Consider the following 14,157-nt stretch of genomic DNA (forward strand, 5'->3'; position numbering starts at 1 on the left):
ATGCAGCCATTTGAGCCAGCGTCTTGGTGGCACTTTAATTCTAGGAAACAAAACTTAATTGTCGTCTCAAGCTATGCGGCAAAAGAGCTTAAGATTCAGTCAACTCCTTCTGAAGTGAAAGTGAGCCCTGCTGAGGACTTTTCTCTGACTTTTAATCTCTTTAGAAGTTCATCTATGCGCACACCTGCCATTGTCTTTGAAGATAATATTGAGGAGGTCGAACAACTTTTTACATACCAATCTCCAAAGGGGAAGGGATTAAGTATTGAGGCTTCTTCTTGGAATATGATGCGTCACGAGGGAAAGCTTTACTTGATTCAAAAAAGTGAAGCATTAGACACGCTGAACTCTTTTGAAAGATTTAATCTCAATCAGCTTGCTTTATCTGACATTCGCCCGAAAGATGTACGACATCCTCGCCTTGGCGTAGATCGAGGAACCGTAGTTCTATCTATGCACCAAACCGCAAATTTTAGTGCATATTCTCGCGAAATTCTCACTTTCTTGCTATCAGGAACAAATGTTCTTGTCTATGACTACGCAGGGAAAGGGCTGAGTGAAGGGCAAAACAGCCAAGAAGGAATGACGGAAGCCATTCGATCAACAGGACAGTATCTTATCGAAGAGAAGGGATTGGATGAGACCCAGATCATGTTTAAAGGGCAGTGTGCTGGAGGCCTTCCTTCATCAGAAGCAGGAAAGATGTTTCCCAGGGCCCATGTCTGGGTGGATCAGTCACCTAATACATTTGCCAGTGCTACAGCAGACATTGTCGAGAAAAAAGCAGAAAAAGCAGCTGCAGAAGAAGAAGGTAGTTGGCTTAAAACCTTCAGCGGACTTCTCCTTAGCGCAAAACCCGTTGTTCAAGCAGTTTCTTCCCTGACTCTTCCGAGCTACAATGTGGCAGAAAACCTCAGTCAAAACGAAGGGATTCAAATTTACACGCTCGGAGTTCCTGACGAAGCAGGCTATGGAGGAGATGAGTTAGTTCCAGATCATGACAAAGAGCAAATCATCTCTCAAGTCACTCAAAACCCGCGAGGGCATTACTTAACCATCACAGGGGGAACTCATGTAACGGATTGGTGGCTAGATCAAAATGTGGCTCATGCTGTTGATGACATCTTCAAAAGTTCAGCTCTATCTGTACCTGTTTTTCCAGAGCAGCCCGCAACGGCAAAGCAAGCAGTAGCAGAGAGCTTTGAAACTCTTAGAGGAATAGCTTTTGACCCTAGGAATGCTTCTGAGGTGGACATGCAAATTCACAGCGCTCTCGTAGCTGTGAGTGAGCAAGATTTTGAGGCTCTTAGTGAAGTGATGAATGGGAAACCTTTGACACCCATTCATCATGATTTTGGACTTAAAGATGTTTTGAGTAATAAGCAGCATCAACGTTTCATGGAAACTGCGATTAACTTATCTCGGCAACTTGGTCATGAAGCATTCACCCAAAAGCTCATGATGGCTCAAAGAAATCACTCTATTTAGAAGAATTAAGCGGCAGCGAAAGCTGCCGCTATTTTTTTACCAACTGAGTGAGGATGAAGATTGGTACTCTGTGACCCGGGTTTCGAAGAAGTTCTTCTCTTTTCCAAGGTCAATGGTTTCGCTCATCCAGGGGAAAGGATTGCGCGATTTGTACTGCGTTTGGAGACCGATGCGTTCTAAGCGGCGGTCTGCAATGTATTGGGCATATTCACGGAACATGGGCGCCGTGAGGCCGAGAATTCCTTGAGGCAGACAGTCTTGTGCATATTGCACTTCAAGCTCGACAGCTTCTTTGATTTTGTCTGTGATGTACTTTTGGAACTGAGGTGTCCAAAGTTCGGGGTTTTCCTCTTTGATTCCGTTGATCAGATCAATTCCAAAATTCAGGTGGATGGTTTCATCACGGAGAATGTATTGGAACTGTTCTCCAATTCCAACCATTTTATTTTGGCGTTGAAGAGAGAGGATCATCGCAAAGCCACTATAGAAGAAGATTCCTTCCATGATGATGTAGTAACCGATCAAGTTCTCGAGGAATTTTTGGGCTCCGGCTTGTGTCGAAGTGGTGTAGGATTCATCGAGAAGGTCTTCGGTTAGTTTCATCTCAAAGTCGTCTTTCGCATGGATCGAGTTGATCTCGTTGTACATGTTAAAGATCCGTCCTTCATCGAGGTTAAGAGATTCAACGATGTAGTGGAAGGTGTGCGTGTGGATCGCTTCTTCAAAGGCTTGTCGAAGAAGGTACTGGCGACACTCGGGGTTTGTCACAAACTTGTAAATGGAAAGGACGATGTTGTTGGCAACGAGGCTTTCAGCAGTACTGAAGAACCCGAGGTTGCGCATGATCACGAGCCGTTCTGCTTCACTGAGGTGATTAGATTTCCACAGCTCGATGTCTTTTGCCATCGGAACTTCTGTCGGCATCCAGTGGTTGGCGCAGCCATTGAGGTAGTGTTCCCATGCCCACTTGTATTTGAGGGGCATGAGCTGGTTGACGTCAACTGTGGTGCAGTTGATCAGTCGTTTCTCATTGGCATCCGCGCGTTTTGCTTCGCCATCTTTAATTTCTGATTCGGGAAGGGTTGTTGTATTATCCATCGGAGCCTCCTATTATTGACAACTTTCACAGCCTTCTTCGAGGTTGCACACGGGCACCTCTTTTGTAGCAGCTTCGTCTCTCTGCACTTGAATACGTGCAGAAGGCGATTCATTTTTCATCCAACGAGGTTGAAGTCCTCGTTTATTGATATCGAGTGTGGACTTTTCAATTTGGGTTGCGCCAGTTGTGCGCAAGTAGTAATTGGTTTTGAGTCCTTTTGTCCAAGAGAGCATGTACATGTTATGGAGTTTTTTTCCACTGGGCTCTGCTAGGTAGAGGTTAAGTGATTGCGCTTGGTCGATCCACTTTTGGCGGCGGCTACCACACTCAATGATCCATTCAGGATCGATTTCAAACGCTGTTAAGAACTGTTTTTTCACATCTTCTGGAAGGCGCTCGATTTCTTGCACCGATCCATCGAAGTATTTAAGGTCATCGATCATCTCATCATCCCACATCTTGAGCTCTTTGAGTTTAGCCACAAGGTAAGGATTTGAGATGGTGAATTCACCTGAAAGGTTCGACTTAGCGTAGAGGTTTTTATAAATGGGTTCGTTAGACGGATTCACGCCAGTGATGTTGGCAATGGTTGCTGTTGGAGCAATGGCCATACAGTTGCTGTTACGCATGCCGTGCTTTTGAATCGACTCTCGGACTTTGTTCCAATCAAGTGAAGTGGAGCGGTCCATTTCAACCTTTTCACCCCGCTCTTTCTCGAGAAGATCGATGGTGTCAATTGGCAAGAGACCACGTTCCCACTTTGAACCTTTATAACTAGGGTAAGGGTTCCGTTCTTTTGCAAGCTCACTTGAAGCAAGAATGGAGTAGTGCGAAATCATCTCCATACTCTTGTCGGCGAACTCGACGGCTTCGTGGCTTGCATAGCTAAGCCCTAGAATGTTTAGGGCGTCTTGAAAGCCCATGAAACCAAGTCCGACAGCGCGATGCGTGGTGTTGGCTCTTTTGGTTTCTGGAATGGGGTAAAAGTTGATGTCGATCACGTTATCGAGCATGCGCATCGCTGTTTGGACTGTGCGAGAGACTTTTTTCTCATCGAGTCCTTTATCTGTGACGTGTTCGACGAGGTTGACAGAGCCTAGGTTACAAACCGCTGTTTCTTCTCGTGAGTTATTGAGTGTGATCTCTGTGCAGAGATTAGAGCTATGCACGACCCCGGCATGGTCTTGAGGTGAGCGAATGTTGCAAGGATCTTTAAAGGTGATCCATGGATGCCCCGTTTCAAAGAGCATACTGAGCATTTTGCGCCACAGTTGCAACGCTTCGACTTTTTTGTGAAGTCGAATGGTGCCGTCTTCTGCCATTTTTTCGTATTCGGTGTAGCGTTTTTCAAATGCAGCGCCGTAAAGGTCATGCAAGTCTGGCACTTCGTCGGGGCTAAAAAGAGTCCAGTGGCCGTTTTCTTTGACCCGCTTCATGAAAAGATCGGGAATCCAGTTGGCTGTGTTCGTATCGTGTGTACGACGTCTCTCATCTCCCGTGTTTTTACGAAGCTCAAGAAAGTCTTCGATGTCGATGTGCCACGTTTCTAAATAAGAGCAAAGGGCTCCTTTTCGCTTTCCACCTTGGTTGACGGCAACCGCTGTGTCGTTCGCAACTTTGAGAAAGGGGATGATCCCTTGGCTTTGGCCATTTGTTCCTTTGATAAGGGCGCCTGTGCCACGGACATTTGTCCAATCATTCCCGAGTCCACCAGCCCATTTTGAAAGTTGAGCGTCATCAGAGATGGTTTTAAAGATGTGCTCTAAATCATCCATGACAGTTGAGATGTAGCAAGAGCTGAGTTGCGAGTGAGTGGTTCCCGAATTGAACAGTGTTGGTGTCGCAGAGAGATAGTGGAACTGAGAGAGAACGTTGTAGAACTCAATGGTGTATTTGGTTTTTTCTTTTTCATTTAGAGCAAGCCCCATTGCGACACGCATCCAAAAGATTTGCGGCGTTTCAATGCGGCGCCAATCGTCATGGATAAAATAGCGGTCGTACAAGGTTTGCATGCCTAGGTATTTGAATTTGTCATCGCGCTCGAGTTTCATCGCTTTGGCAAGTACATCGAGATCAAACTCTTTCAGTTTAGGATCGAGTCGCTCAATTTTGATGCCGTGCGCAATGTATTCTTTAAAATACTTGTGGTGTTTTTGTTCGAGTTTGGGATCTGTTGCTTCAGTGCCGATGGTTTCGCGATAAATCACATCAAGGAGTAGGCGTGAGGCGATAGTTGAGTAAGCAGGATCTTTTTCAATTTTTGCTTTAGCAGCCATGATCAATGCTTGATCGACTTCTTTTTCTTTGATCCCTTCGTAGAAATTTAAAATGGTGCTTTCAAGCAGTTCTTCTGGGGGGGCGATGTCTTCATAGTCGCGGCAAGCATGGTCGATTTTTTCAAGCAGCTCTGTTTCAGTAACAGTGTAGGTTTCTCCTTTCGCATTCATGACATGGAAAGAGCGCTCGTCTTTTTTCGCTTGGCGTCGCTTCTTTTTCTTAAGTGGAGATTCAGCAGTCGCAGGTGTTTGTTGTCCCTTCTCAGCGCGATAAAGGATGTATTCTTTTGCAGCTTGGAAGTAGCCTGCGGCCATGAGCTGCTCTTCGACAAGATTTTGAATGTGGTGAATGTGGAGCTCAACTCCTTCGTTTGCGAGAGCAACTGCGCCCGAGACGACTTGCTGCGTCAAAACGTTGACGGTTTCGATGATGTCGTCAGGAGTGCTTGCTTCAATTTTATTGACGCGGCGGAAAATTCTTTCAATCGATGCAGCAATCTTGATCGGATTGAAACGGACAGGCGCTTCGCTATCTTTACGATGAATTTTTAGGTGCCGTGGATCGCCTTCGCGCACAGCTTTATGGTGGTCACGGTAAATGATATAGTCGCGGGCAACATCGTGTTGTCCGTTTTTCATAAGAGTGACTTCGACAAGATCTTGAATTCCTTCAACTGTGAGAGAAACGTTTTTTGTCGCAAGCTCGAGAGTTTGCTTCACAACCTGATTCGACACCTCTTCGATCATTTCTTGAATGTCAGGAGCGAGAGGAGTCTCTTTTCCAATTTTTTTCGTGTCGCGGAACGCAGCTTCAATGGCTCGCGTGATCCGTTCTTGTCTAAAAGGCACAATGGTTCCGTTTCGTTTCACAACGGTGCACATGCTTTCTGCTGCTTTGACATTGTCTTGAAGTACACCTTTGGAAACCGATTCGAGCAGATTTACGGACCCTTTTGTGTCGGAATCAGACGTGTTAGATTTTACCATATTACAAACTCGCTTTAGAATTTTTTGAACATAAAAACTTCATTTTCAAAACAAAAAACAGATTAATTCTGAAATTTTGTTAATTCCGCCCTTCTACTACATCTTGTACTGGTGATGACTGTTAACCCACTATATATTGTAGTCGCATTCCAAAAGTCTACAGAAAAATCTCACAAAACTCAAAAAAAAAATTCGGAAAATTTCAACTCGAAGGAAAAGAGGCGATTAGCGTTTGATGTTATAAAAATAACATAAAGACATTTGTCGTTTACGCGAAAAATTTTTGCAATTTCAAACATATTTCAAATCTGTTATCCTGATTTTTTTTGTACAATTGAAATGAAATGAGACAGATTTACCTGATCCCAAATATTATTACTGCCTTTGGACTTTCGTGTGGACTTTTCGTTGTGTTTAAGGTGAATCTTTCCATGCCAGGAGCAGGGGCGTATGAACTACTTTATTCGTCTGCGTTACTTCTTTTACTTGCAGCATTTGCCGATCTTTTAGATGGAGCTGTTGCACGGATCATACATGCAGAAAGTGAATTTGGGGTGATGTTTGATTCACTTGCCGACACCATTTCTTTTGGGGTGGCACCATCCGTCCTCTTTCTAAAAAGTCTCAATTTAGAACATGCATCAGGGCTTTCCTTTTTTGCTGTTGTCGGAGCGATGCTCTATACAATATGCGGGGTACTACGGCTCGTCCGCTTCAACGTGCGGGCGCAAGAAGCCAAAAGTGATAAGATCGCGATGCTTGCTTACAAGAAAAATTTCACGGGACTTCCCATTCCCGCAGCAGCGGCAGGAGCTGTTTCGGTGAACCTTTTCATCAATTCGATCTTCTTCAAGGAATGGTTTACTGAAATGCCTCACATGACAAAGACCATTGTCTTAACTTGCATCATGATCCTCATTGGCTATCTCATGATTTGCAAGTGGAAGTTTCCCAGCTTAAAAACCTTGCGGGTGCGAGTACCCTCTTTTCACCTCATCCTCTTTTCTGTCATCTTAGCCATCTTTATTTTATATGGAATTTTCTACTACCTCCCCATTGTCCTAGTGATCGGCTCGGTTGGTTATATTTTGACAGGATGTATCTTGCGCATTGCGCGTCTCATTGCTGGCAAAAAATCCAAGACGCTTGCAGACTACGAGCCCGAGTCAGAAGACAAAGATTAGGTGATCTTATGGAAATTGCATTGATTCTTACATCCATTTTGGCTGCCATACTGGCAGTTTTTTTCTTTTTGCGTGGCAAAGTGTACCATGGAGAAGCGAAAAAAGTTGCAGCAATGAGTGTCTTATTAAAAGAGGAAAATAAGATGCTTCAAGAAGAAATTGTTCAGCTCAAGGTAGAACGGGGTGAGCAGCGAATGGCCCTGGAGCAGCAAAAGCTGCTCACAGAAGAAAAGCTCGCGATGGTCAAAGAAAGCCAAGAAAAGTTAACCCAAGCTTTTCGTGCACTATCGGCTGAAGCTCTCGAAAAGAGCAACAAATCGTTTCTCGACTTGGCCAAAGAAACCCTATCGAAGTTTCAAGAAAAAGCAAAAGGGGATCTCGAAAAGAAGCAGCAGACCTTTGAGGAGCTCGTCAAGCCTGTGAAAGAGTCTCTCACTCGGCTAGATCAAGGAATGCGCACTATAGAAAAAGAGCGCAAAGGGGATCAAGAGAGTTTAAAAACTCAAATGAATGCGATGCTCCAAGCTGAAAAAGAGCTTCGCTCTGAAACCTCGACCCTTGTGCGCGCTTTGCGCACCCCCATTGTCCGTGGGCGTTGGGGCGAGATGCAGCTCAAACGGGTTGTCGAGCTTGCCGGGATGGTGAATCACTGCGACTTTTATGAGCAAGAGTCTGTTGAAGGAGGTGCGGTCCGCCCTGATCTTATTGTGAGGCTGCCAGGTCATAAGCAAGTCATTGTCGATGCGAAAACCCCATGCGAAGCATTTTTAGATGCTATGCAAGCTGAAGACCCGGGTGTCAAAGAAGAAAAGCTCAAAGTACACGCCCGCCATGTGCGACAACACGTTCAAGCACTTGGCAAAAAATCCTATTGGCAAAGCTTTCAACCCACACCTGAATTTGTCGTCTTGTTCATTCCTTCGGATCATTTCTTTAGCTCGGCTTTGGAATACGATCCCACCTTAATAGAAATAGGAGTGGAACAAGGGGTGATCATTGCGACACCGACAACATTGATTGGTCTTTTGCGCGCCATTGCTTACGGTTGGAAGCAAGAAAAGCTTTCACAGCATGCCGAAGAAGTGAGCCGACTGGGCCATGAGCTGTATAAACGGATTGTCGACATGAGCGGCCACTGGACAAAAGTAGGACGAGGGCTTTCAAGTGCCGTTGAATCTTACAACAAAGCTGTGGGATCTCTCGAATCACGCGTGCTCGTTTCTGCGCGTAAGTTTAAGGAGATGGGGGCTGCTGCAAATGCAATCGAACTCGATGAACTTCCATCCATCGACCGCGTTCCACGCGAAATTCAAGCTGCCGAAATGAAAGAATCTTGACAGAAGTCCATTCCAGATCTAAGCTCGAGTTTATGAGTAAAGCAGTGATGGGTCTTTTCGTTTTCTTCGCCTGCATTATCGTGGTGACGTTCACGGCGCTCAAGCTTGCTGAAGTAGAGCTGTATCAACCGAGCGGATTTCACATTCACGATAAGCCTATTACTTGCACGGACTGTGGCAAGTACATGTGGTCAGGACCGCACATCCACGCCTGTGCTGAGTGTGTCGACGAGGAGTGATTCTTTCTTGAAGGTCAACTGTGTGACAGCCCAGTTGAGGAAAAGGCTCACAATAAAGGCGGGAAAGAGCGGGTGAAGTGAAATAGGAAGAAGAGGATCAATGAGTGGCCATGTTGCGGCTAAGCACCCACCTGAAATCATCCCTGTCCAAGCACCAGCTTTTGTTGCCTTTTTAGAGTAGAGAAGGTAGAGCAGTAGTGGTCCAAACGAGGCGCCAAGTCCTGCCCATGCGTATTCGACAAGTGTAAAGATCGAAGAAAAGCCTCCATGTGCGAGAGCAAGAGCAACAAGCGATGTTCCGATAATACCTAACCGCGAGACGAGAAGGAGTTTTTTATCAGAAGCGTTTTTAGGAAAGAGTTTGCGGTAAAAGTCTTCTGATAAAATAGAGGTGAGGACGAGCATTTGCGAACTCATCACATTGATGATGGCTGCAATAATGGCGCATAAAATCAGCCCAATGAGAAAGGGGGAAAAGGTCCGTCTGACCATTTCAATGAAAACCGTCTCTGGGTTTGTCAATCCAAAGGGGAAGTAACAAAAGCCTACAAGTCCCACAAGTGTTGCAGCGGCGAGCGAGCAAATCATCCAAGCCATTCCGACTCTTTTAGATTTGGAGATCTCTTCCACAGAGCGAATTCCCATAAATTTTGTAATGATATGAGGCTGCCCAAAGTAACCGAGCCCCCATCCTAGAGAAATTGAAACAATGGTCAGCAACGTCGCCCCTGAAAAGTTGGGAAAGAGGGTGAGGGAAACCGAGCTTGTCTCCAAAGTTTGGATCACTTCGGAAAAGCCTCCAAGTCCCTGCATGATGTAGAGGGGAACAAAGATGATGACGAGCATCAAAAAGAGACTTTGGAAGAGGTCGAGCCAGGCGAGTGTTACAAATCCTCCAAAAAGGACATAGCCGACGACCAGAGCAATGCCTGAGAAGATCCCCACTTTATAGGAAATTCCAAAGAGACTTTCTCCTAAGATGCCCAGTCCTGTCAGTCCTGCAGCAATGTAGACGGTGTAGAAAAAGAAACAAATCCCTCCTGAAACCATCCGCAGCGCGCCTGAGCGATCTTGGAGGCGTTTTTCAAAGTAGGAGGAGAGGGTGAGAGACTGAGTTTTTTCTGTGACGGTGCGGATCTTAGGCGCAATGTACTGCCAGTTGAGGAACATGCAGAGTGTGAGGCCAATCGCCACCCAACTTCCAAAGACTCCACCGAGGAAGATCACAGCTGGGTAACCCATGAAAAGCCAATTGCTCATGTCGCTAGCATGTGCCGCAAGCGCTGTTAGCCAGTAATTTAACGAGCGATTGCCCATGAGGAAGCCCTCTGAAGAGGTGTGCTTTCTTGTCGAAATGATTCCAACCCCCAGAGCCAGACAGAAATAAAGGACAATTGCAGAAATTTGTAGCATTGTTCTAAATAATAAAAGCGCCAGTTAAAACTGGCGCTTATCATAGAGAATTTCTCAATAAAGGAAAAGCTCTTTATCTTACCAAAGCTTGAGTTTGCTTGCCATTGCAGTTGTTGCATTCCAGTCTGGCAGGTGGTCCCAAGTGTGAGTTTTAACTGTGTCGCCCCAAGACCAGAGAGTATCCGTGCTTGGTACTCCTCCAGCAAACCACATAGAAGCTACTCCAACAATGATAGAAACTGTTAGGACACTGCGTGCTGTTGTTGCAAAAGGCCATTTAATCACCGCTTTTGCAAAAGTAAAGGGGAGAGTGAGAAACGCAAGTCTACTTGTTGTGTTAACAGTTTTAGATGCTGGAGCTTGGAAGTTAATATGGACGTGGAATTTACCTGCGAGGTCTTCTGCACCAGCTTTTTTTATTGTACTTGCGTGAAGTTCGGCTCCTAATCTGATTACACGGAAGTGATCTCCAACTTGAATACCAACTAGCGTACCTTCAACTCCATGTCCAGTTTCTGAGTCCAAGAAGCCATAGTTTGCATCTTCGATCTCTTCGTTAACTGTTGCGACAGGAACAATGTCCTTTTTCGCAAGGTAGGATGAAACTGCAACTTGCTCGGCCATGCCTGTTGAGATTTCAGTGACAGCTTTTTTAAGTGTGGGTTCATGATCTGAGTCGTTATATTTTACAACTGATCGGAAAAGAGTTTCAAAAGCTGCATGTAGTCCGTCGTATTTGCCTTTGTCTACTGCAGAGTCATATTCACGCTTATGCATCAAATTGACAAAACCATTCATATATGGCGTTGCAGTATCAAGCGTAAACTCTTGCTTTCCTAGCTCTAATTTCGTTGCCATAACTCGCTCTCCTTTGTATAAAGTGCAGTTTAAAATAAATGAAGAACATTAAGATTTCTTAAAAAAAAGCGCAAGAAAAAGTGAAAAAATTTATGAACAGCGAAGTGATAATGCAAAAAAGTTTTTTTAATTAAAAAAATTATTACAAGTTTTTAAGGTTATTCACCCAAGCTTGTGAGACACCTGCTTGCAAACGATGGTTTTCATGCAGCATAAAACCACGAGCTCTTTTGGGTGTGAGAAGTGGACTGAGCGCTTCTTGCCAGGCGTTCCATTCTGTAACGCCGTGTTCTTTCATCCGCTTGAGCCATCCCCAACCAAAAGCGACATGTGCAATTTCATCTTTTAAGATGCGGGCCATGAGCTTTGCTGCATCTGAGTCACCACTTCGTTCAAAGGAATGACCATACATTGGGGCAAAGTCGAGGTTGGCCATTTCAAAGGTCAAGCTCATCACGGATACATAGGAGATCGGAGTTGTAAGATAGGGGGTGTGACACCAAAAATGACGGTAGAGGGGAAGATCACCAAAACAGACTCCGAGACGGCTCAGTTCTTTAATATAGAGGCGAACGTGCTCTTGTTCTTCTTTCAAAGTATTGGCAACGCCGCGTCGAAAGGAACTAGGTGCTTGCGGAAAGCGAAGGAGAGCATAGGCCATGATTTCGACGGCAAGCAGCTCGTGACCGGCAAAGCGGTGCAAACAAACGGCGCGCTTATCACTATTTTCATGCTCGTGGAAAGGAGGGAGCTTTTCTTCTTTGGAACGTCTACGAAATCTCATCCCAACGGGACGAACAGGTTCGTTCCAAATCATCGGAAGTCCAGGGTCATGATCAGTGAGTTGCTGTGGAGTGAAGAGTTTTTCTTCAAGGGTGTCGGCGCTTAAAATGCGAATGGCCCAGTCTCTTAACTCGATAGTTTCAGAAGACTGGGCCACCTTAGGAGGATTCATTAACGTCACTTACTCTGCATCTAAAACGTAATATGCAGGGAAAGCAAAGTTGTTATTTTCACGAGGGGAAACAATCAAAGTGACACGCTTCCCAACTAGGTCTTCCAAGTTGACGTGTGTGCTGTAGACATAACCGACAGGAACATCACGTTCTTTTAGGATGTAATCACCAGGACGTGATTTCACAGGCTCTTTGTAGGACTCAAGGATTCCAGAAATGGTTTGTCCTTTGAGCTTTTGATCTTGGTAAAAGTCATCCATGGTTTTGGCATGGTGCATTGCTGACCAAGAAAGATAAAGAGCTTCTTCTACAGGCTCCCAGATTTTCATCCGGTCTGTTGGGGAGACATATTCGTGTGTTGATTTGTTTGCAATTTCGTAGATTTCTTGCTTCACACTTCCGTGATCGAGTTTTGAAGCTTTAGCTTCAAGGTAAGCGATCTTGCGGTGAAGGTAGTCTTCTTGAAATTGGGAGAGTGCCTTTGTCGATTGATCAACGTAAGCTGAGAAATCGGCATAGTCGTTGATGATCGTTTGGAGGTTGTGAACGATCCGATCTGCATCGATTTCATGAAAGGGCTTGAGCATCTCTTTTTGTGTAAGGAGTTCTGTCGCTTCGAAAAGTTGCTTCACAGCATCTTTTCTTTTGTCGTGTACCACTTTCATTTCAGGCTTACCCGCATACTCGATGTATTCTTTTGAAATGTAGAAACGGGTTTCAGAGGGAACATTGATCTCAAGCCATTTGGAGTGATCATCACAAATTTTTCCAGCGACTTTGTGGCCAGTGCTGTGATGCCCAACAATAGGAGCTTCTCTGTCTGGAGCGAGTCGTACGTTGACACGGTCTCCTTCGACAACATCATCAATCACAAAACCACGGAAGATGTAAGCTTTCATTTCAGAAGGAGGTTCAACTGCGTAAAACTCTCCTTTTTCTGCGGTGACAACGACATAGTCATCTTTCAAAAGTTCCGAAACGATATGGCTATCGAGATCGGGAGATGTGCGCATGCGAACGTTGTTGCCAAGTACTTTTCCAGTAAACGATTTAAAAGATGAGCCGGAGCGCGCTGATGGTGCTTTCGCTTCGGCTTGCTCTGCTTGCAAGCTAGAAACGCCGACAAATGCAAGCAGTGCTAGTGCATATGCAAAAGGTTTGAACATGTTCGTTAATCCTCCTATAGAAAACCTAAATGCTCATTCTAGGAGGTTGGAATTTAAAAAACCAGAGGAAAAAAAAGACTTCGCACATGGCGAAGTCTTTAATACTGAAAAACAACTCAGTTGTTTTGGCTCTAACTGTTCAAAACTGTTCGGATGTGTTCGCAGTTTTTCTTGCCGCAAGTGCATCCAACAGGATTGCCGAGGAACACCTGATAGTGTTCGCTATCATCAATCGGATTGGTGACTTCGTAAAGCTCTTCGCTTTTTTGTTCGATATCCCAATCACGGAATTTTAAGTCTTCTTCCGAAACTTCTTCGCCTTCATCTTCTTCAAGATCCAAACTTCCTGCTTGGATAGCTCGAGCAATTTGGCAATACGTACAATTGCAATGAGGTTCCGCTTTTGGGATGCTCATTTGTTCGAGATCCATTCCCAAGGCTTTGGAAATTCCAGCAATTTTTTGTAAAATTTCCGGAGGAAGATCAGGCGCATTTGCCTGTTCTGAATTGTGGTGCAGCAGGGCTCCAAAATTGTCTAAGGCATTTCCTTCTCCACCCAACTGAAAGGGGATACCAATCGAAAATGGCATGTCGCCTGTTTGCTGCGAAGGCTCATACTGTTTGAGCGATTCAGATTGTGTCTCCTGTGTCTCTTGCTCGAGGTAGCTTCCATGAGCGGAAAAGACCTGCTCGACTAGAGCTGGCTCGAGATTGGGAATCTCGATGGTCGATCCATTGTGTAGGACGACAACCAGGGTAGGAACGCCTTCTATCTCCTTCATGTGCAACGTGTTAATGTTTTTCCATGAAGTGGAAATGTAAGGAGGGAGACTCAAGATTTTATGATTGATTTTTTTCATAACTGCCTCATAAGGATGAGCTTTCTTAGCTTCATTATAGCGCCTCTTATCCTGAAAGTCAAGTTTGAGTTAGCACTCGCGACTTAAGATTGCTGAGATAGGTTATAAGTTGCTGGTTTGTAGCAATTTATATTTTATGCGCTTTTATCTTTTTTAACAGGTCTGAGTTCTGAGGGCAAGCTTTTTTGAGCAAAAAAAAATTTTTAATGCAAAACAGCCGTTTTGGTTGAACCAAATAATTTATCGAATATAAAGGAAAGAAAGATTAACATGCCCGTTCGGAGCCTTGCCTAT

The 14,157-nt window shown here is 44.9% G+C and carries 11 protein-coding genes; 3 read left to right on the top strand and 8 right to left on the bottom strand.

Features of this window, described 5'->3' with window-relative positions; translation table 11 throughout:
• On the top strand, positions 1–1,488 hold the full coding sequence (locus tag ACOOFG_RS04090; protein ID WP_420422370.1) for an alpha/beta hydrolase: 1,488 nt from the start codon (positions 1–3) through the stop codon (positions 1,486–1,488).
• A 36-nt stretch (positions 1,489–1,524) separates the two neighbouring features.
• Here the strand turns inward: ACOOFG_RS04090 and ACOOFG_RS04095 are convergent, their stop codons facing one another.
• Positions 1,525–2,586: a ribonucleotide-diphosphate reductase subunit beta gene (locus ACOOFG_RS04095; RefSeq protein WP_420422371.1), complete on the bottom strand. Its 1,062-nt coding sequence runs from the start codon at positions 2,584–2,586 to the stop codon at positions 1,525–1,527.
• A gap of 12 nt (positions 2,587–2,598) precedes the next feature.
• Complete coding sequence (locus ACOOFG_RS04100) at positions 2,599–5,745, bottom strand: ribonucleoside-diphosphate reductase subunit alpha (RefSeq protein ID WP_420422665.1); 3,147 nt, start codon at positions 5,743–5,745, stop codon at positions 2,599–2,601.
• A 449-nt stretch (positions 5,746–6,194) separates the two neighbouring features.
• On the opposite strand from ACOOFG_RS04100, the gene ACOOFG_RS04105 reads away from it, so the two are divergent.
• Positions 6,195–7,034, top strand: coding sequence for a CDP-alcohol phosphatidyltransferase family protein (locus tag ACOOFG_RS04105; RefSeq protein ID WP_420422372.1), 840 nt, complete (start codon positions 6,195–6,197; stop codon positions 7,032–7,034).
• 8 nt (positions 7,035–7,042) lie between these two features.
• Positions 7,043–8,371 (top strand): DNA recombination protein RmuC, encoded by a 1,329-nt coding sequence (gene rmuC / locus ACOOFG_RS04110; RefSeq protein WP_420422373.1) that lies wholly within the window; start codon positions 7,043–7,045, stop codon positions 8,369–8,371.
• Here rmuC and ACOOFG_RS04115 read toward each other — a convergent pair.
• From ACOOFG_RS04115 to ACOOFG_RS04140, 6 genes are all read right to left on the bottom strand, one after another.
• Positions 8,344–8,520: a hypothetical protein gene (locus ACOOFG_RS04115; RefSeq protein ID WP_420422374.1), complete on the bottom strand. Its 177-nt coding sequence runs from the start codon at positions 8,518–8,520 to the stop codon at positions 8,344–8,346. The two genes, rmuC and ACOOFG_RS04115, sit on opposite strands and share 28 nt — an antisense overlap.
• 42 nt (positions 8,521–8,562) lie before the next feature.
• The gene (locus ACOOFG_RS04120) at positions 8,563–10,023 is read right to left on the bottom strand and encodes a sodium/proline symporter (RefSeq protein WP_420422375.1); all 1,461 of its coding nucleotides are present in this window, start codon (positions 10,021–10,023) and stop codon (positions 8,563–8,565) included.
• Between the two features lie 78 nt (positions 10,024–10,101).
• A complete protein-coding gene (locus ACOOFG_RS04125) occupies positions 10,102–10,881 on the bottom strand; it encodes a hypothetical protein (protein ID WP_420422376.1) in 780 nt (259 codons plus the stop codon).
• Positions 10,882–11,023: 142 nt separating this feature from the next.
• Positions 11,024–11,836, bottom strand: a complete 813-nt coding sequence (locus ACOOFG_RS04130; RefSeq protein WP_420422377.1) for a DUF455 family protein — start codon at positions 11,834–11,836, stop codon at positions 11,024–11,026.
• A 9-nt stretch (positions 11,837–11,845) separates the two neighbouring features.
• The gene (locus ACOOFG_RS04135) at positions 11,846–13,003 is read right to left on the bottom strand and encodes a hypothetical protein (RefSeq protein ID WP_420422378.1); all 1,158 of its coding nucleotides are present in this window, start codon (positions 13,001–13,003) and stop codon (positions 11,846–11,848) included.
• Between the two features lie 131 nt (positions 13,004–13,134).
• Complete coding sequence (locus ACOOFG_RS04140) at positions 13,135–13,863, bottom strand: hypothetical protein (protein ID WP_420422379.1); 729 nt, start codon at positions 13,861–13,863, stop codon at positions 13,135–13,137.
• Positions 13,864–14,157 lie beyond the last annotated feature (294 nt).

The sequence above is a fragment of the Simkania sp. genome, assembly GCF_965215465.1.
Classification (GTDB): domain Bacteria; phylum Chlamydiota; class Chlamydiia; order Chlamydiales; family Simkaniaceae; genus Simkania.